This window comes from Nocardia sp. Marseille-Q1738, assembly GCF_965283145.1.
The window spans coordinates 1,215,989-1,232,564 of sequence record NZ_CBDIMS010000001.1 but is presented as its reverse complement, the minus strand read 5'-3'; the positions used below and the strand labels follow the sequence as shown (position 1 = coordinate 1,232,564).

At 69.1% G+C, this 16,576-nt stretch carries 17 protein-coding genes; 9 read left to right on the top strand and 8 right to left on the bottom strand.

What is annotated here, in order from left to right:
* Positions 1-5: 5 nt before the first annotated feature.
* From ACWPXK_RS05665 to ACWPXK_RS05655, 3 genes are read left to right on the top strand one after another with little or no spacing between them, the layout of a single operon-like run.
* Positions 6-215 (top strand): hypothetical protein, encoded by a 210-nt coding sequence (locus tag ACWPXK_RS05665; protein ID WP_454194911.1) that lies wholly within the window; start codon positions 6-8, stop codon positions 213-215.
* 12 nt (positions 216-227) lie between these two features.
* Positions 228-668 (top strand): hypothetical protein, encoded by a 441-nt coding sequence (locus ACWPXK_RS05660; protein WP_454194910.1) that lies wholly within the window; start codon positions 228-230, stop codon positions 666-668.
* A 22-nt stretch (positions 669-690) separates the two neighbouring features.
* Entirely contained in the window at positions 691-1,191 is a 501-nt protein-coding gene (locus tag ACWPXK_RS05655) for a hypothetical protein (protein WP_454194909.1), read from the top strand.
* Between the two features lie 97 nt (positions 1,192-1,288).
* Here the strand turns inward: ACWPXK_RS05655 and purF are convergent, their stop codons facing one another.
* Positions 1,289-2,878 carry an amidophosphoribosyltransferase gene (gene purF / locus ACWPXK_RS05650; RefSeq protein WP_454194908.1) on the bottom strand — a complete coding sequence of 530 codons (1,590 nt, stop codon included), beginning with the start codon at positions 2,876-2,878 and terminating at the stop codon, positions 1,289-1,291.
* A 216-nt stretch (positions 2,879-3,094) separates the two neighbouring features.
* Here purF and ACWPXK_RS05645 point away from each other — a divergent pair, with 216 nt between their 5' ends.
* Together ACWPXK_RS05645 and ACWPXK_RS05640 are read left to right on the top strand one after the other, a co-directional pair.
* Positions 3,095-4,363, top strand: a complete 1,269-nt coding sequence (locus ACWPXK_RS05645) for an ABC transporter permease (protein WP_454195463.1) — start codon at positions 3,095-3,097, stop codon at positions 4,361-4,363.
* Between the two features lie 28 nt (positions 4,364-4,391).
* Positions 4,392-5,393 (top strand): acyl-CoA dehydrogenase family protein, encoded by a 1,002-nt coding sequence (locus ACWPXK_RS05640; protein ID WP_454194906.1) that lies wholly within the window; start codon positions 4,392-4,394, stop codon positions 5,391-5,393.
* 297 nt (positions 5,394-5,690) lie between these two features.
* Here the strand turns inward: ACWPXK_RS05640 and ACWPXK_RS05635 are convergent, their stop codons facing one another.
* Both ACWPXK_RS05635 and ACWPXK_RS05630 read right to left on the bottom strand, forming a co-directional pair.
* On the bottom strand, positions 5,691-6,050 hold the full coding sequence (locus ACWPXK_RS05635) for a sterol carrier family protein (RefSeq protein ID WP_454195462.1): 360 nt from the start codon (positions 6,048-6,050) through the stop codon (positions 5,691-5,693).
* Between the two features lie 40 nt (positions 6,051-6,090).
* The gene (locus ACWPXK_RS05630; RefSeq protein WP_454194905.1) at positions 6,091-6,360 is read right to left on the bottom strand and encodes a hypothetical protein; all 270 of its coding nucleotides are present in this window, start codon (positions 6,358-6,360) and stop codon (positions 6,091-6,093) included.
* 126 nt (positions 6,361-6,486) lie between these two features.
* Here ACWPXK_RS05630 and ACWPXK_RS05625 point away from each other — a divergent pair, with 126 nt between their 5' ends.
* Both ACWPXK_RS05625 and ACWPXK_RS05620 read left to right on the top strand, forming a co-directional pair.
* On the top strand, positions 6,487-7,320 hold the full coding sequence (locus ACWPXK_RS05625) for an alpha/beta fold hydrolase (RefSeq protein ID WP_454194904.1): 834 nt from the start codon (positions 6,487-6,489) through the stop codon (positions 7,318-7,320).
* A gap of 15 nt (positions 7,321-7,335) precedes the next feature.
* A complete protein-coding gene (locus tag ACWPXK_RS05620) occupies positions 7,336-7,614 on the top strand; it encodes a hypothetical protein (RefSeq protein ID WP_454194903.1) in 279 nt (92 codons plus the stop codon).
* A gap of 42 nt (positions 7,615-7,656) precedes the next feature.
* Here the strand turns inward: ACWPXK_RS05620 and ACWPXK_RS05615 are convergent, their stop codons facing one another.
* Both ACWPXK_RS05615 and ACWPXK_RS05610 read right to left on the bottom strand, forming a co-directional pair.
* Entirely contained in the window at positions 7,657-8,304 is a 648-nt protein-coding gene (locus ACWPXK_RS05615) for a CPBP family intramembrane glutamic endopeptidase (protein WP_454194902.1), read from the bottom strand.
* Positions 8,301-10,034 carry an alpha/beta hydrolase gene (locus tag ACWPXK_RS05610; protein WP_454194901.1) on the bottom strand — a complete coding sequence of 578 codons (1,734 nt, stop codon included), beginning with the start codon at positions 10,032-10,034 and terminating at the stop codon, positions 8,301-8,303. The genes ACWPXK_RS05615 and ACWPXK_RS05610 overlap by 4 nt, the downstream gene beginning before the upstream one ends.
* Positions 10,035-10,221: 187 nt before the next feature.
* Between ACWPXK_RS05610 and ACWPXK_RS05605 the strand changes: the two genes are divergently transcribed.
* Entirely contained in the window at positions 10,222-10,512 is a 291-nt protein-coding gene (locus ACWPXK_RS05605; RefSeq protein ID WP_454194900.1) for a YiaA/YiaB family inner membrane protein, read from the top strand.
* Positions 10,513-10,570: 58 nt separating this feature from the next.
* Here the strand turns inward: ACWPXK_RS05605 and purL are convergent, their stop codons facing one another.
* Positions 10,571-12,865, bottom strand: a complete 2,295-nt coding sequence (gene purL, locus ACWPXK_RS05600) for a phosphoribosylformylglycinamidine synthase subunit PurL (protein ID WP_454194899.1) — start codon at positions 12,863-12,865, stop codon at positions 10,571-10,573.
* A gap of 272 nt (positions 12,866-13,137) precedes the next feature.
* Here purL and ACWPXK_RS05595 point away from each other — a divergent pair, with 272 nt between their 5' ends.
* Positions 13,138-14,439, top strand: coding sequence for a glycosyltransferase 87 family protein (locus ACWPXK_RS05595; RefSeq protein ID WP_454194898.1), 1,302 nt, complete (start codon positions 13,138-13,140; stop codon positions 14,437-14,439).
* On the opposite strand, the gene ACWPXK_RS05590 is transcribed toward ACWPXK_RS05595, so the two are convergent.
* A complete protein-coding gene (locus ACWPXK_RS05590; RefSeq protein ID WP_454194897.1) occupies positions 14,388-15,686 on the bottom strand; it encodes a M18 family aminopeptidase in 1,299 nt (432 codons plus the stop codon). The genes ACWPXK_RS05595 and ACWPXK_RS05590 overlap by 52 nt on opposite strands.
* 443 nt (positions 15,687-16,129) lie before the next feature.
* Entirely contained in the window at positions 16,130-16,561 is a 432-nt protein-coding gene (locus tag ACWPXK_RS05585; RefSeq protein WP_454194896.1) for a MarR family winged helix-turn-helix transcriptional regulator, read from the bottom strand.
* Positions 16,562-16,576 lie beyond the last annotated feature (15 nt).

Genomic DNA, 16,576 nt, shown 5'->3' with positions numbered 1-16,576 from the left:
CCCGCATGTCCGAGCGGCGCATTACGGAGCTGAACGGCGAGACCGTGGTGTGGCGGGTAGAGGCGGGGGTGATCCGTGTACTGCTGGTGCAGCGCGCGGACGGTTCGAGCATCCGATTCCGCACCCCACCGTCGCTGGGTGAGTGCGTCGACCTCATGCCGCGCTCGCTGTGGGAACAGGTCCGCTACCAGCACGAACGATCGAGAATCGAATAACGGGAGGAAACAATGACCATCGCCACCGCAATCCACGCTGCCCTACTCACCAGCGGGCTGATGTTGGGCACCGCCACCGTCGCCAACGCCGAACCTGTCCCCACCTCCAAGGACGAGGTGGTGTGCTTCCCGCACGCCATCGAGCCCCGCAAGAACGGCCACAACTCGATCGCATCGATCTCGTACGGGTTCAAGGTGCACTGCACCGGTCGGCCCTCGCTGCGCAGCGTCACCACCAAGCTGTGGCGTTACGATGCCTCCAACGGGAGACGGTACGTGCAGGCCGAACGCACTGACACCTCGACCGACCCGGATGTGGAAACGCTGTACTCCGCGTCCTGCTCGAGTGCGGGAGTCCTGTACGGGTTCCACACACAGGTGATCGTGAACGCGTTCAACGGCAACTGGGACCACGGCGGCGACAACAGCGCCACCATCTCGGCGATCTGCTGACACCACGGGAAGGGCATAGCCAATGGACACTCTGGACCATCCAGCGGTCACCGTGGCCCTCGATGCCCTCGCGGACGCTGACCGGGATCGCACCCCGGTCAGCGCCGTCATCCGCGACGACATCGCTGCTGTCGTGGTCGACGGCAGCCACGGCCGCTATATCGTGTTCGTCCACCCCGAAGGCGACCATTGGGCGACGCACGGAACCACGTTCGGCGCAGCCCGGCCCACCGGACCCCGGCACGAGCACACCCTGAACTGGGAGCCGTTGCAGCGACTGGGAACCAGGTTCCGGTCCGCAACTGCCGACCGGTCCGGTGAGGGCTGGTTCGCGGTCATCGGTCTCGCTGCCCAGGATGCGGTTTCCCTGTCGGTGGCTTCCTCGCTGGAGGAATATGTCGCACCGATCGGCGAGGACGGTTTGGCGTTCGCGGTAATCCGCGCGTACGGCAGCGACATGCCGCACGTCACCGTGACCACCCGCGATGGACGGCGGGTGTCAGCCGGACCGCTCGCGGCGTGATCGCCTTGTGGCATAGCACCAGAACGAAACCACCGCGCCGCTCGAAGAGAACGGTTCAGCAGGGCACGTCGAGGAGCTGCTCAGCGATCGTCCGCGTTCACGGACGGCTCAGCGCGCTCGCATTCGCGTTCTCGCTCAACAGCACTGCCTCGGACTGACCGGTCAGCATGCCCTCCAGCACGTTCTTCCCGATGGCCGCCTCGGTGGGCAGCGGGATCGGATAGTTGCCGTCGAAGCACGCCGAGCACAGCCGGGAGCGCGGCTGCTCGGTCGCGGCGATCATGCCCTCGATGGAGATGTAGCCGAGGCTGTCGGCGCCGATCGACCGGCGCACGCCCTCGACCATGTCCGCGACGTCGTCTTCGGTACCGGCGCCGTTGGCGATCAGCTCCGCGCGGGAAGCGAAGTCGATGCCGTAGAAGCACGGCCATTTCACCGGCGGCGAGGCGATCCGCACATGGATCTCCAGCGCGCCCGCCTCGCGCAGCATACGGACCAGCGCGCGCTGGGTGTTGCCGCGCACGATCGAGTCGTCCACGACGATCAGGCGCTTGCCGCGGATGACATCGCGCAACGGATTGAGCTTCAGCCGGATGCCCAGCTGACGGATGGTCTGGCTCGGCTGGATGAACGTGCGCCCCACATAGGCGTTCTTCATCAGGCCTTGGCCGTAGGGCACACCCGACCCCTGCGCGTAACCGACCGCGGCCGGCGTGCCCGATTCGGGGACCGGGATAACCAGATCCGCCTCGACCGGATGCTCCTTCGCCAGCCGACGGCCGATCTCCACCCGGGTGGCGTGCACCGACCGGCCCGCGATGGCGCTGTCCGGCCTGGCCAGGTACACGTACTCGAAGACGCAGCCCTTGGGCTCGGGGTTGGCGAAGCGCATCGAACGCACGCCGTCGGCGTCGATCGCCAGCAGTTCGCCGGGCTCGATCTCCCGGACGAACGCGGCGCCGACGATGTCCAGCGCGGCGGTCTCACTGGCAACGACCCAGCCACGCTCCAGCCTGCCCAGGCACAGCGGGCGCACGCCGTGTGGGTCACGCGCCGCGTAGAGGGTGTGCTCGTCCATGAAGGTCAGGCAGAACGCGCCCTTCAGCGTGGGCAGCAGTTCCATCGCGGCCTGCTCGATGCTGGAATCGGCCGCGGCGTGCGCGAGCAGGGCCGTCACCACGTCGGAGTCGGAAGTCGCCGCGGCGGGCTGCGGACGGCCGCCGCGCACCGAAGCACCGAGACCGAGTTCCCGTGCGCGACCGGCCAATTCGGCCGTGTTGACGAGATTTCCGTTGTGCCCCAACGCGAGTCCGGAACCAACCGCGGTAGTACGGAAGATGGGCTGGGCGTTCTCCCAGGTCACTCCGCCGGTGGTGGAGTAGCGACAGTGGCCGACGGCGATGTGACCGGGCATGGCGGCCAGGGTCTGCTCGTCGAATACCTGGCTGACCAGACCGAGATCCTTGAAGACCAGGATCTGTGAGCCGTCCGACACCGCGATGCCCGCCGCCTCCTGCCCACGGTGCTGCAACGCGTACAGGCCGTAGTACGTGAGCTTGGCCACTTCTTCGCTCGGCGCCCAGACTCCGAAGACACCGCACTCCTCGCGCGGCTCGTTCTCGTCGGCGTCGGAGGCGGAAAACGAGGTGGCGGAAGTGCTGTCGACCGGCAGTTCGGCGTTGGTCACCGTTTGCTCCCTGTTCGGGCGGGCTGGGGGCAAATTTCATTCTACGGGTGCACGCCCGTGCCTTCGCACCGCCACCGCATCCGAGCAGCAATTCGGGACGACCGAAGCTACGGATTTTCGCCACCGTCAGCTGTTACCGTGCGCAATGTGACGACTACGGACGACGCGGGTGAACCGGTGCCCGGTACGCCCGGCGATCGCAGGCCTTGGCCTCGTATGGTGCTGTTCCCCCTCGCCGTGCTGACCCTGCTGACCGCGCTGCTGGGCATCATGTACCTCGACTACGTCGTCGATCCGGAGGAAAACCTGCACGATTTCCCCGTCGCGCTGGTCAACCAGGACGTCGGGGACGTCATCGGCAGCGGGGACGAGCGCAGGCAGGTGAACTTCGGTAACCAGATCACCGAAGCGCTGACCCAACGCGTGCCCTCCGACAAGGTCGACCTACGCGTGCTCGGCATCACCGAGGCGGAGCGGCAGATGCAGTCCGGGCAGGTGTACGGAGCGATCGTCATCCCGAGCGATTTCAGCAAGCTGCTCGGCATTCTCGGTGTGGGCAGCGTCATACCGGGTGACATCCAGCGGCCCATCATCACGCTGCAGACGAACCCGCGCACGGGCGCGTTCGGCACCCAGATCGTGCTCCGGATCGGTGACCAGGCGCTGACCGAGGTGAACAAACAGGTCGGCAGGCAGCTGACCGATCAGGTCAACGCGCAGCTGGCCCCGCGGCCCGGCGGCCCGCCCGCACCCGAACTGTCCGGCGCGACCAGGGTCGCGCTCGCCTCGCCGGTCCACGTGGTCGTGCAGCAGTACCACCCGTTGCCCGACGGCAGCGGTCAAGGCCTCACCGCGTTCTTCTACGCGCTGCTGTTGCTGCTGGCCGGAGTGGTCGGCTCGATGGTCATCCACACCATGATCGACGCGCAGCTCGGTTTCGTGCCCACCGAGTACGGACCGTGGTACGTGCACTATCCCCCGACGCCGATCTCGCGGTTCACGACGCTGCTGATCAAATGGGGTGTGTTCGTGCTGGCGGCGAACGTCGTCGCCGGGGTGTTCCTGATCGTCGGCACGCTGCTGGACATGCCCATCGACAATCCGCTCGCACTGTTCCTCTACAGCGCGCTGGCCATGATCGCGGTGGGCGTGACCGGGCTGTCCATGCTGGCGGCGATCGGGTCGGCCGGGCTGCTGGTGAATCTGATCCTGTTCGTCATCCTCGGGCTGCCGTCCTCCGGCGGCACCGTGCCGATCGAGGCGGCGCCGCGGTACTTCGGCTGGCTGGCCTCGTTCGAGCCCATGCACCAGGTCTTCCTCGGCGTGCGGTCGATTCTGTACTTCGACGCGAGCTTCGACGCCGGGCTCACCCGCGGGGTGTGGATGGCGGTGCTCGGGCTCGCGATCGGGCTGGTGTTCGGCGCGGTGGTCACCCGCTTCTACGACCGCAAGGGGCTGGAGCGGCGCAACCGCGTCCGAGCGTGAGCGGCCCGCGGCCGGAATGATGGTCGACGTGACTTCGTGGATGGAACGGGCCCGCCGACTGACCGATGATGTGCTCACGCCGCACGCGAGCGCCGTCGACCGTGACGGTGCGATACCGCGGGCGCATTTCGACGCGCTGGCCGAGGCGGGGTTCTACGGCATATCGATGCGTGCGGACGTCGATCTGGCCGCGTTCACCGAGGTCGGTGAGACCCTGGTAGCGGGCTGTCTGGCCACGTCGTTCGTCTGGGCGCAGCATCTCGGTGTTGCCCGCCGGGTGGCGGCCTCGCCGAATATCGCACTGCGTGAGCGCTTCAGCGCGGACCTGCGCGAAGGGCGGGTGCGTTCCGGAGTGACCTATGCGGGTGCCGCCGAGCAACCCGCACTGGTCGCGCACCGGACCGACAGCGGGTTCGTCATCGAGGGGAAGGCGCCGTTCATCACCGGGTGGGGCATGGTGGACGTGGTCGGCGTGGTCGCACGGGACGCTGCCGACGACCAGTCGCTGATCAGCGTGATCGTGCCCGCCGAGGAGAGCGCGCGGCTGTCGGTGCGGCCGATACCGCTCACCGCCGCGGACGCCAGCCGCACCGTGACCGCGCGGTTCGACGGCGTGCGCGTCCCGGATTCGGCGGTGGACAACCGGCTGTCACTGAAATCGTTCCACGCGTCGTTCGTCGTGGCGGCGTGGCGCAACGGTTCGCTCGCGCTCGGGATCGTGCGCCGCTGCCTTGCCGAGCTCGATCGGCTCGGCATCGATACCACCGAGCTCGCCGCGGAGCGCGGTGCGATCCGCACCGAGCTGGACGCCTCACTCAGCGGGAGCGCCGATGTCTACGTCGCGCGCGCCCGCGCCTCCGAGCTGGCGATGCGCGCCGCGTCAGCGCTGTTCACGGCCACCGGCAGCACCGCGATCAGCCGCGGCACGCTCGCCGAACGCTCGTTGCGGGAGGCGGCGTTCACGCTCGTCTTCGGCTCTCGCCCCGGCATCAAAACCGCTCTGCTCGAACGGTTTACGAGCAAGCCATGACGATGACCTGCGCAGCTGGGCGTGGCGGGCAAGCTCGCACTCGGCCTCAGCGCACTGCCTGACTGCGAACGCGTCGGGGCAGAGCGACCGGCCGTGCCTCCGCAGCGGCGTTTTGCCTCGACAACACTGTTCCGCGGTCAGCCCGGCCGCCGCGTAGCGCCTGATGCGTGAGTCGACGACGAGACCCGCAAGACGGCGGCGAGCGACCATGCTGCTTCCATCGCGATAGGCCCCGGGGGGCACGCAGCACAGTCCGCCGCGAGGTGGGTCGCGCCTCCAGGCAGGTGGGGTCAGGCGTTATGCAGTCGCCCGGGTGATCGGCAGCCAGTAACCTATTTCGGCCGCGCGGGTACCGGACGCGCTGACCGCACCGGAGTCGACCGCGGCGTCGAAGTCGAGCAGGCCGGTGGCCAGGAGCAGCCAAGTGCGCGGGTCGGTCTCCACCACGTTCGGCGGGGTGCCCCTGGTGTGCCGCGGGCCCTCGATGCACTGCACCGCGACAAATGGCGGTACCCGGACCTCCACCGAGTGCCCCGGCGCCGACGCGGCCAGCGAACGCGCCGTGGTTCGCACCGCCGCCGCGAGTTCGGTCCGAGCGGGCGCGCCCGCCGACTCGTCGCGCAGCCACTTGCTCACCGCCGCCACCGCCGCCCGCATCTCCGCTGGATCAACCGCCCCTCGCGCCACGCAGCAGACCTTACTTTCCGCCCGAGCACCCGATCTTCTCGACGCCGCGCGGCAGGTCGCTCGGGGCGCTGTGCGTGGCGCGTGGCGCGACGCACTCAGCACAGTTGCCCGGCACCACGCTCGGGAAAAGCGCGGAGATCCGGGCGACTGCGGGAAAGGGGCAAGCGGCCTGCGTTGGGGTAGCGCGCATGCCGACGTAGCAGCATTCGGTGCCGTCGGGCAGGGTGGCGAAGACCACGACGCCGTGATCGAGAGCCGAGACCGCCTGTCCGCACCGCACAGCTCATGGTGCTTCAGTGCTCGTCAGTAGGCCGCGCAGCGCCCTGGCCTGGCGCGAACACCGTGTCAGTGGCCATGTCAGGCGGGTGTCAGGGTGGTGTCAGGCCAGACGCCGAGAGTGGTTGCCATGACGAAGAACAGCACCTCCTCGACCGATTCGAAGTGGACCGGCATGGTGCCGGTCGACGATACGGCCCTGGCCGTCACCGACACCGGCGGTCCCGGTATCCCCGTGGTCTACCTCAATGGCCAGTTCGCCACTCAGGGGTACTGGCGGAAGGTCATCGCCGACCTCGGTGCCGGGTTCCGGCACATCACCTACGACGAGCGCGCTCGCGGCAAGTCGCGGCGTTCGGCGGACTATTCCTTCGAGGCCGCCGTCCGGGATGTCGATGCCGTCCTGGCGGCCAGGGGTGTGGACCGGGCGCTGCTGGTGGGCTGGTCCTACGGGGCAGTCGTCGCGGCACACTGGGCCAGCCGGAATCCGGACCGTGCCGTGGGCGCGGTCTTGGTCGACGGCGCGTTCCCGTACGACTGGCTCGACGAGGCCATGGAGCAGCGGATCCGCAAGCTGTTCAAGCGGCTGGGCTGGTTCATCCCGCTGCTGCGCCCGACGGGCCTGACCCCGCGCATGACCGCCGAACAGATGGCCGACAGCAACATCGAGCTCGGCAGGCTCTCCCGCGAGCGCGAGCTGGGCCCCGTGCTGGACAGCATCACCGTGCCGGTGCGGTATGTGGTTGCTTCGGGGACGTCCTTCGGAAGCCGCGGTGATGAGCAAGAACGGATCCGCACCGGCCTCGATGCGGTGACCGCCCGCAACCCGAACATCCGCATCAGCGCCAAGGTCGCCGGCAACCACGGCGCCCTCCTGCGCAAGGACTTCCGCGCCATCTCCGCAGCCGTACGCGAGACGGCAGCGGCCCATGACCGGGAGGGGGCGCCGAGCGAAGCGATCTAGAACGGTTCCATCGCCTTGTCGTCGGCGACCGGCCTGGTGGGGCACGTGCTCGCCGCGAAGTCGAAGGACATCGACCTGAAGGGCAAGTCCGTCGCCGAACTCGCCGACCAGGTGCTGCCAGCCTTGTCCGCCACCATGAGCCTGCTCGGGAAGCAGGATCCGGCCGAGGCCGACAACTTCCGCCGCACCGTGCTCGTCGCCATCGAAGCAGCCACTCGGACCCACCAGGGCGAGCCCAGCCCCACCTTGGCCGAGATGACCCGCAAGATCGCCGCAGCCCTCGACGCCGCTTGATGGGATGTCGGCCCGCGCAGCAACAGCTTGCCCGCGAGGTCTTCACCGTTCGCGACAGGAGCTTTCGAGACGGCGGGCCAGGCGCGGGGCGACCGCACCACCCGCGTTCATCGCCAGATGCAGCAGGGCAGGGGCGGTGGCGCCGACGGTGCGGCGGCGCAGACCGCCGAAGATCAGACCGCCCACCGTGGTCACGGCGATGGTGGCGGGCACACTGTCGCCCGCCGCACGTGCCGGCGCGATGTGCCAGAGGCCGAAGGCCGCCGCGCTGAGCAGCGCGCCCGCTCGCGGACCGAAAGCCTTGTCCAGCAGGGGATCCAGGGTGCCGCGGAAGATGAGTTCCTCGCTGTAGACGGTGCCGATCGGGATGTGCACGGCGACCCACTCCACCGTCGGCACTTCCGGCCCGCGGTCGGCGATCGCACCCACGAACCGCCGCGCCGATGGAAGGGCAAGGGCCGCACCATAACCGGCCGTGACCACCGAGGCGGCGAGCATCCCGCAGCCCACACCGCCTCTGCACCGCCAGTTCGGACCGTCGCGCAGCGCGAGCGCGTATCCCGTGGCGAATCCGGCGTTGGCGGCGGTGCGTCCGCGCACGCCGAGCCCGAGGCGAGGCAGGACCACGTTGCTCCACGTCAGCGGAAGCACGACGGCCGCAATGGTTCCCGCGACGCGCGCGATGCTCACTTGGTCGTCCGCTCGTAGTCCTCCGTGGCCTCCACTTCAGCCCGGATGCGTTCGGACCTCTCCGCCGTCCAGTCCGGCGGCGCCGCGATGGCCGCCCAACCGTCCAGCACCAGGCTGCCGTAGCGGTGCCCGTGTCCGTCGGTGACGGCCTGTGCGTTGGTGAGGTCGGCGGCGACCTGCCAGAAGGTGACGAACGGCCACCAGCGCATCTGCGAGGACACGTCCGAGCCGCGCGGCTCGGACAGCCAATCCGGTTGCGAGAAGATCAGATCCGTCGACCACCAGACGATCGGGTCGGACGCGTGCTGCAGATACGCGATGCGTGGCGGTCGCCATTCCGAGTTGGGCCGCGCCAGGTCGGCGGCGTCGTTGGCGAACCGGACCACGAGCCCGTCCGCGTACACCGGCTCGACCTCGTCCGAACCAGGATCGCGGCGCTCGACGAACTGCTGCCACAGCCGGTTGGAGTTCGGCGGGCCGACCCACAGCGCCCCGTCCACCTTGGCCCGCAGATCGGCAAGGCCGTCGAACGCCGCCTCTGACCCCTGCGAGCCCAGACTCTCCCCGTACACGAGCAGTTTGGGTCGCTGATGTGGCGGGCGCGCGGTCCAGTGCTGGTACACCGCGTCGAACAAGTCCTTGCCCGCCGCGGCGGCCTTGCCGCGGTCGGCCAGGAAAGACAGCACGCTCGGCAGGTACGAGTACTGCGTGGCCACGATGGCGGTATCGCCGTCGTACATGTACTCCATCGCCCCGGCGGCCAGCGCGTTCACCCAGCCGGTTCCGGTGGTGGTGACCACGACGAGCACCTGCCGGTCGAACGCGCCGGTCCGCTCGAGCTCGGCCACCGCCAGCTCGGCCGGTTCCTCGTCGCGGTCGACCGACGCCAACCCCACGTAGGCCCGGATCGGTTCTTTGGCCGGGCGACCGGTGACCGAGGTGATCCGGCTGGCGCTGGGACCGTGCGAGACGAACCATCGCCCTTCGAACCCGAGGGTCTCCCATTTCGCCAGCGAGCCCGGGCTGCCGGAGCGCTCCGGTTGCTGCGGCTGGACCGCGTTCACCGAGGTGTGGTCGCTGCGGACGCTGAACGCCGAGTTCGCCACCGCGAAGAACGCTCGCACCGCAACACCGTTGAAGATCGTGACCGCGAGCAGCACCAGAACGAGGAACCCGGCGGCCGGCGCGAGCTCCCGCGGCACCCGCACCCACCGATTGAGCAGGCGAGCCAGGAAAAGGATGATCTCCCGCACCGTGCGATACACCGCGACCGCGGCGGCGCCGACAGCCACGCTGAGGAGCCCGGTGCGCAGGTAGGCGGGCGTGGTGGTGCCCGCCATCCCCATCAGCGCGGTGATCTCGCGCTGCCACCGCGCCGATTGCACCAGCATGAGGGCGGCACTCAGCGCCGCGGTGAACAGGATGGCCGACTTCGCCGCGTAACGCACCCAGGTGGGCGGTGGGGAGAACTTCAGCCGCGGACGCACCCACAGCCGGAACAGCCATTCCAGCAGGCATCCGACCCCGTATCCGAGCGCGGCGTTGATCCCGCTGATCAGCCCCTGGAACAGCCAATCGCGCGGCAGCAACGACGGCGTCACCGACAGCGCGAAGAACACCGTCGCGACCACCAGGCCGACGTAGTTCAGGTCGATGATCTCCTCGGCGCGCCGGACGACCGCGACGGTGCGCGTACGCAGCCTCCGCATGGTCCCGGCGGTCTCCAGCATTCGACCAGTATGGCGGTCGCCACCGACGATCCGGCGCGTCGCCCGATGGAACATGGGCGCGACCGGTGCGGTTCACGCCGAACGGTTGCCCAGAGCCCGGAATCGAGAGCGCCCATGGCAACTACCCAGTCCGCTCGAGTAGTTGTACGCGGGCGCGGACCCGGCGAGATCCGCAGACTTCCTATTCATGAGCACAGCGAACGCACGCCCGAGGGCCACCGCGGCTTTCGTCGCGCAAGCCGCGATCGCCTTCGGCGTCAGCTTCATCGGGGTTGGCATCGGCATCTTCGCGCTGCCTCTGGACATCTGGCAGCGCGGATTCCTGGCGATGTCGGTCCTGTTCCTGGTCACGAGCACGTTCACGCTGGCGAAAGTGGTTCGCGACCAGCACGAAGCGGCGACCATTCACGGTCGCATCGACCAGGCGCGGATGGAAAAGCTGCTCTCCGAGCACGATCCGTTCACATCCGTCGCCTGATCACGCGCACCTGGGCGGGCCCGGTAAACGAGGGGTCCAGGCCCGCCCAGGTGGGCGTTCAGACCGCGCCCGCGCCGAACAGCTTCGGCAGCGTGCCCTCGTACGCGGCACGCAGCTCGTCCATGGCGACCGAGAACTGGCCCTGCACCTCAACCGAATCCGAGCCCTGGTCGACCACGCCGATGCGCACCCAGGGCAGCTCGCGCGCCGTGCACATGCGGGTGAACCTGGTCTCCTCCGAGCGCGGCACCGCGACCAGCACCCGTCCCGCCGACTCGGAGAACAGCGTCACGAACGGGTCGGCGTCCTCGGGAAGCAGGATGCGGCAACCGGTCTCACCGGCGAGCGCGGCTTCGACGACGGCCTGGGCGAGACCGCCCTCGGAGAGGTCGTGCGCCGCACTGATCATGCCGTCGCGGGAACCGGCGGTCAGCACCTCGGCGAGCAACTGCTCGCGGGCGAAATCGACCTTCGGCGGGACGCCGCCGAGATGATCGTGCGCGACCTGGGACCAGATCGAACCGCCGAACTCGTCGTGCGTCTCGCCGAGCAGGATCAGCGTCTCGCCCGGCTCGAGGCCCAGCCCGGTCGGGATGCGGCGGTGCACGTCGTCGATCACGCCGAGCACGCCGACCACCGGGGTCGGCAGGATCGCGGTCTGGCCGGTCTGGTTGTAGAAGCTGACGTTGCCGCCGGTGACCGGGATGCCCAGCGCGACGCAGCCGTCCGCCAGGCCGCGCACCGCCTGCTGGAACTGCCACATCACGCCCGGGTCCTCCGGCGAACCGAAGTTCAGGCAGTTGGTGACCGCCTTCGGCGTCGCACCGGTGGTAGCCACGTTGCGGTAGGCCTCGGCCAGCGCGAGCTGCGCGCCGGTGTAGGGGTCCAGCTTGGTGTAGCGGCCGGACGCATCGGTGGCCAGCGCGATGCCGCGGCTGGTCTCCTCGTCGATCCGGATGACGCCCGCGTCGGCGTGCTCGGCCAGGACGGTGTTGCCGCGCACGTAGCGGTCGTACTGCTCGGTGATCCACTTGCGGCTGCACAGCTGCGGGCTGGAGATCATCTGCAGCAGGGTGGCGCGCAGCTCGTCGGCGGTCTTCGGCCGGGTCAGCCGGTCGGGGGTGTCGGCGATCAGCGCGTCCTGGTCGTCGGGGCGCGCGACCGGGCGCTCGTACACCGGGCCCTCGTGCGCGACGGTGCGCGGTGGCACGTCCACCACGGTCTCGCCGTGCCAGGTGACCACCAGCCGGTCGCCGTCGGTGACCTCGCCGATCACCGTGGCCAGCACGTCCCACTTGCGGCACACGGCCATGAACGCGTCCACGTTCTCCGGGGTGACCACCGCGCACATACGCTCCTGCGATTCGCTGGAGAGCACCTCTGCGGGGGTCATGTTGGCCGCGCGCAGCGGCACCTTGTCCAGCTCGATGTGCATGCCGCCGTCCCCGGCGGCCGCGAGCTCGGAAGTGGCGCAGGACAATCCGGCCCCGCCGAGGTCCTGGATGCCGACGACCAGCTCGGCCGCGTACAGCTCCAGGCAGCACTCGATGAGCACCTTCTCGGTGAACGGGTCGCCGACCTGCACCGAGGGCAGCTTCTTGCGGCCGGTGCCGGACTCGTCGCCGGAGAAGGTGTCCGACGCCAGCACCGACACACCGCCGATGCCGTCCAGCCCGGTGCGCGCGCCGAACAGCACGATCTTGTTGCCGGTGCCGGACGCGAAGGCCAGGTGCAGGTCCTCGACCCGCATCACGCCGGCGCAGAGCGCGTTCACCAACGGATTGCCCTGGTAGGAGGCGTCGAACACGGTCTCGCCGCCGATGTTGGGCAGGCCGAGCGAGTTGCCGTAGCCGCCGACGCCGCGCACCACGCCGTCCACCACGCGACGGGTGTCGGCCGCGTCCGCCGCGCCGAAGCGCAGCTGGTCCATCACCGCGATCGGACGCGCGCCCATCGCCATGATGTCGCGCACGATGCCGCCGACACCGGTGGCCGCGCCCTGGTACGGCTCGACGTAGGAGGGGTGGTTGTGGCTTTCCACCTTGAAGGTGACCGCCCAGCCGTCGCCGACGTCCACCACGCCCGCGTTCTCACCGATGCCTGCGAGCATGGACGCGCGCATCTCGTCGGTGGTGGTCTGGCCGAAGTAGCGCAGGTGCACCTTCGAGGACTTGTACGAGCAGTGCTCGCTCCACATCACGGAGTACATCGCCAGTTCGGCGTCGGTCGGCCTGCGGCCGAGGATCTCCTTGATGCGGGCGTACTCGTCGTCCTTGAGGCCCAGTTCTTTGTAGGGTTGCGGCACATCGGGGTTTGCTGCGGCTGCGCTGACGGTGTCGACCTGCGGAGTCACGAGGTACCAGGGTCCTTTCGGCCGGGCAGGGGGGCGGCAAGCCGGCGGAGCCGGCGGGGTGGGCGAACTCAGCGAAGCGACGAGCGTTGTCACTGGGTTGCGGCGAGATGCCTGGGTGTAAGTCTAAAGGCAGTGGATATGGGCAACGCAGCTGAGGCCGCCTCCGCAGCTCCGAAGCCGCGGAGGAGGGTCCGTACGAGGGCGTCCCGCGTGTGGTGTCGCCACCCGGGTGGACCAGCTGAGCAGCGGCGCGCACCGGCTACTCTGAGCCGGTGAACGAAGGATCGGGGGTCGCGAATCCGGGTGGGCGATCAGCCGCCACGCGATCCCGGAGCGCAGATTCTCCAGCCGCGCCCGGCAGCGCGCCCAACCTGTCCGCACCGCAAGTGCGCTGGCTGATTGCTGCCATCGCTCTGTTCGCGGTGTCGGCGACCGTGTCCCTGGTAGCGCACTGGTGGCACGGCTACATCGATCTGCAGGTCTATCGCAACGGTGCCCGGGTGTGGTTGGACGGCGGCGAGCTGTACGGCCCGATGCCGCCGGTCGAGGGCATCGGCCTGCCGTTCACCTATCCCCCGCTGGCTGCGTTGTTCTTTGCGCCACTGGCCCTGATGCCGCTGACACTCGCCGAGGTGCTGGTTACCGCCACCTCGGTGGCGAGCCTGGGTATCTCGCTGTGGTTGGTGCTGGCGCGCCTGCGTCCCGAGCTGTCCCGGCCGACCGTGCTCACCCTGGTCATCGGCGCGGTGGCGGTGGCGCAGTTCCTCGAGCCGATCCGCCAGACCTTCGGCTTCGGCCAGGTCAACCTGGTGCTGATGGCCGCCATCGCGCTGGATTGCCTGGTACGCAAGCCGTTCTGGCCGCGCGGCATGCTGATCGGCATCGCGGTGTCGGTGAAGCTGATCCCGGCCGGTTACCTGCTGTACTTCCTGCTGCGCAAGGACTGGAAGGCCGCGGGCACGCTGGTGGTCTCCGCGATCGCGGCGGTCGGCCTGGGATTCCTGCTGTTCCCCAGCGATTCCGTGGACTACTGGTTCACCACACTCGCCGATACCGGGCGGATCGGCCCGCCCTATTTCGCGGGCAACCAATCCATCAAGGGCATGACGTTCCGTCTCGGCGTGGATGATTCGGCGGCCACCCTGCTGTGGATATCGTTGTCGCTGGTAGCGGTCGCGCTCGCGGCGGTGTGGATGCGCAGGCTGATCGATGCCGGCGCGACCGTCGCGGCGCTGCTGGTCAACGCCGCGGCGATTCTGTTGGTCTCGCCGGTGTCCTGGTCGCATCACTGGGTGTGGATCGCGCCCGCGCTGGTGATCACCGCCGACCTGATGGTGCGTGGCGCGCGCAGCCCGCGGGTGATCGGCGCGGTCGCGGCGTGCACCGTGCTGTTCCTGATCGGTCCGCACTGGTTGTTGCCGCACTCGCGCGACCGCGAACTCGATTGGGCCTGGTGGCAGCAGGTCATCGGAAGCAGCTACGTACTGGTCACTTTCGCGGTGTTCGTCGTCGCGGTCGCCACCTACCGCCCGGTGGTCTCGGGCGTCAGGAAGGCGGCCAGCGCCGCGGCGTAGGCCGGGACATCGGACGCGCCCATCAGTTCCCGCGCCGAGTGCATCGCCAGCTGCGGCGCGCCGACGTCGACGGTCGGCATGCCGGTACGGGCCGCGGTCATCGGCCCGATCGTGGAGCCGCAGGGCAGATCGGCGCGATGCACGTAGCGCTGCAAGGGAACTCCGGCCTGCGCGCACGCCAGCGCGAACGCGCCCGCACCGGTGGCGTCGGTGGCGTAGCGCAGGTTCTGGTTGACTTTGAGCACCGGCCCGCCGTTCACCTCGATCCGGTGCGCGGGCTCGTGCCGCTCCGGATAGTTGGGGTGCGTGGCGTGCGCCATATCACCGGACGCGCACACCGAACCGGCCAGCGCGGCAAGGTAATCGGCGCGGCCACCGCCACGCGCGAGCACGACGCGCTCCAGCACGGCGGGCAGCAGATCCGACTGCGCGCCGCGATCGGACTGGCTGCCGACCTCCTCGTGGTCGAACATGGCCAGTACCGGGACCGCCGCACCCGGCTGCTCGATCGCGGCCAGAAACGCCTGCAGGCCTGCGAAGCAGGTGCCCTGGTTGTCCAGGCGCGGCGCGCTGACCAAGTCCTGGTCCCGGCCGACCAGTCTGCTCGGCGTCAAGTCGTGGGTCATCAGCTCCCAGCCGAGCACCTCGCCCGGCTGGACCTCGGCGCGCGCGGCGACGAAATCGAGGAACGCGCCGGACTCGTATCCGACACCCCACACCGCGTTGACGTGCCGCTGCGGGTCCAGCGTGACGCCCTTGCGGTCTTCGGACAGGTGGATGGCCAGCTGCGGCACCCGCAGGATCGGTTCGTCGATGCGGACCAGGCGCTCGCCCACCGCATTTCCCTCGCGAACGCTCAACCGACCCGAGACGCCGAGCTCGCGATCCAGCCAAGAGTTCAGCCACGCGCCGCCGTACGGTTCCAAGCCGACCAGCTGCCAGCCGGCCGAAGTCAGATCCGGGTGCTGCTTGACGCGCAGATTGGGGCTGTCGGTGTGCGCGCCGACCACACGGAACGGGGTCGCGCTCGTGTCGTCTCCGGTCGCCCAGGCGACCAGCGATCCGCCGCGCACCACGTAGTGTCTGCCCGGGCTACCCGAGGGCCAAGGCTCCGATTCGGCCAGCCGGGTGAACCCGCGCGCGTCCAATTCCGAAGCGACCGTCCGGCAGACGTGGAACGGTGACGGAGACGCATCGATGAACGCGCACAGCCCGGCGGCCGTGGCTGCGGTGGTGGAAACGGGCATGCCTGCGATCCTAGGCGGCGGCCTCGCCTCCGCTCGTCCGGCGCGGCTTCGGCCGGGCTTCGCCCGACAGCGTCATTTCTGCGGCGGCCTCAGCCTCCGCTCGTCCGGCGCGTTCTCGGACAGACTTCGTCCGACAGCGTCATTTCTGCGGCCGCCTCAGCCAACGCTCGGCCCGGCGCAGGCTGTGGACGGCCTCCGGCCAACTGCGCCTGTCATGAAAACGAGAGGCCACCGGAGTGCCACAGATCGACGAGCTAGGCGCAGCCCGATGTCGGCCAGGCGCCGCCATCGATACCACATTTCCCGAGAAACCGCCCGGTGTGAATACTCCCTCGACCACGTCGATTCCGATTGGAACATAACGGTCAGAATGGTTTGGCGGCCGCATGCGAAATCGGGCGTTGGGGACATTCATCGGATGAATGTGCGGTACCGCAGAGTATTTACTCCGAGGCGATGGAAACCAGATCGAGCAGTCGCATGAGTTCGGTATATCGGCGCGCTCCGATTCGTCCCCGCAACTCCTGCTCGGCCCGCGCCTCTTCCGCACGCACCTCGGCGACAAGGTCGGACCCGAGCCTGCTCAGACCGATCAGGACGCGCCGCCGATCGTCCTGCGCGGCGAGCCGGAAGATCAGGCCGCGCTCGGCCAGGTAGTCCGCGTGCCTCGTGGCCGAGGAGGGCGCGAGCTGCGATTTGGCCGCCAGCTCGGTCATGGTGATCCCCGCGTCGCCACACAGGTTCGACAGCATCGACCACTGATCCGGCGAGAGCTGTCTGACGCACAGCGCCGCGTCCAAGTGCCGCACCCACCCGCGCTCCGCGGCACGCAGCGCGCCATGCAGCGTGGAATTTCCGCTTACAATGGACGTCATTATTTCCTGCCTGCC